We start from the raw sequence: 1,319 nt of genomic DNA, 5'->3' as shown, positions 1-1,319 counted from the left end.
GGAGGCAGTCCGGCTGCTGCTGACCCTCTTTTTGAAGCGGCGGCAGAAACTGCGGCTGCTGACGGCCGACCAGCTGGACCTGCTCAAGCTGCCGGAAGTGCGGCGCTATGTCTTGGTGAGCCAGAAAGAAGTGCTGTTCCGCAACAACCTGTATTTTTTGACCAACAAGTCCAAGGCCGACCTGGTCTGCCTGCGGGATCTGCTGCTGACGGACCAGCCGGGCGATTTCCGCGCTCTCTTGCAGGGGGCCGAGCCGGCAGACGACGGCCTGCGGAACTGGCTGCGGCTGTACGGACCCTTGTATGAGCAGGTGCGCTACGGGGCCTGCTTCAGCCCTGACATGGAACTGGCCGGCTTTCGGCACGTCAGCCGGGTGCGCGACGAGCGGGTCTATTACGTGCTGCGCTACCTGCTCAAGGAAGAGCCGGCCCTGCCGCCGGCTCCGGGCTCTTTGCGGAAGCTCTTCCAGCAGAAATTGGTCTGCCACGAGGCCTTCAAATGACCGCCGCCAGCTACAGCCGGGACTTTTACCAAGGGCTCCTGAAAGCCGGGCGCCTGGAAGCCCGGGAAGCCGCCAGCTACCGCCTGGGCCCTGGCTTCATCCTGGCCTATGACCTGGGGCCAGCCGCTGCTTGGCGGACCCTGGTCGTGGACCGGAACCGGGGAGAATTGCTGGTGAAGAAGTCGACCAAGGCTCTGCTGGCCGCCTTCATCAACCAGGATCTGCCGGGCGGCTATCCCTTGCAGAAAAAGCTCTGTGACCTGCTGGAGATCAAGGAGCAGCACGTGATCTCCGCCGGCCACGGGGCGATTTTTTCGCCGTCATCGCTGCACGCCCCGCTCGTGGATCTCGTGGCCCTGCAGCAGATGCGGCAGCTGGACCATGACCAGGGCTGCCTGGCTTTGACCGACCTGGCCGGCAACAACCGCTACCTTTTCGAGACGCCGCGGGGCTACGCCCGCGCGCGGCAGCAGCTGCAGGAAGCCGTGGAGCACAATGCCCTTTACTGCGCCCTTTTTCACGGCCTGGCCGGGCGCGTGGGCTGTCCGGCCTGCAGCCGGCTGGGGGACTGGAACCTGCTGTATGCCCCGCGCTACCAGCAGGCAGTTGAAGCCGTGCTGGCGGAAAAAGGCCTGTCCTTGCGGGGACTGCTGGCGGAAATCCGGGAGGAGAAGCGGCTGGCCCTGCGGCAGCTGCTGGTGGAGGACATGGCCTTGCCGCTTTTGGCGGTCGACTTGGACTATGCCCTAAAAGAAGTCGAAAAGAAATTCAGTTTCAAAATCTGAAAAAACGCCCCCGCGATCCGCGGGGACGTTTT

The 1,319-nt window shown here is 63.8% G+C and carries 1 protein-coding gene and 1 pseudogene; both read left to right on the top strand.

Features of this window, described 5'->3' with window-relative positions:
* A pseudogene (locus tag lacNas_RS06955) lies at window positions 1–502 on the top strand (hypothetical protein); the annotation flags it as partial.
* Entirely contained in the window at window positions 499–1,287 is a 789-nt protein-coding gene (locus lacNas_RS06950) for a hypothetical protein (RefSeq protein WP_201330666.1), read from the top strand. The pseudogene lacNas_RS06955 and the gene lacNas_RS06950, both read left to right, overlap by 4 nt.
* The last annotated feature ends 32 nt before the right edge of the window (window positions 1,288–1,319 follow it).

Origin of the sequence: Lactobacillus nasalidis (assembly GCF_016587775.1) — a bacterium.
GTDB classification, from domain to species: domain Bacteria; phylum Bacillota; class Bacilli; order Lactobacillales; family Lactobacillaceae; genus Lactobacillus; species Lactobacillus nasalidis.
This window is presented reverse-complemented; position numbering and strand designations above follow the sequence as displayed.

Excerpts from the sequence above, each read along its gene's own strand:
- lacNas_RS06950 (WP_201330666.1), top strand. The coding sequence starts at position 499 with ATGACCGCCGCCAGCTACAGCCGGGACTTTTACCAAGGGCTCCTGAAA.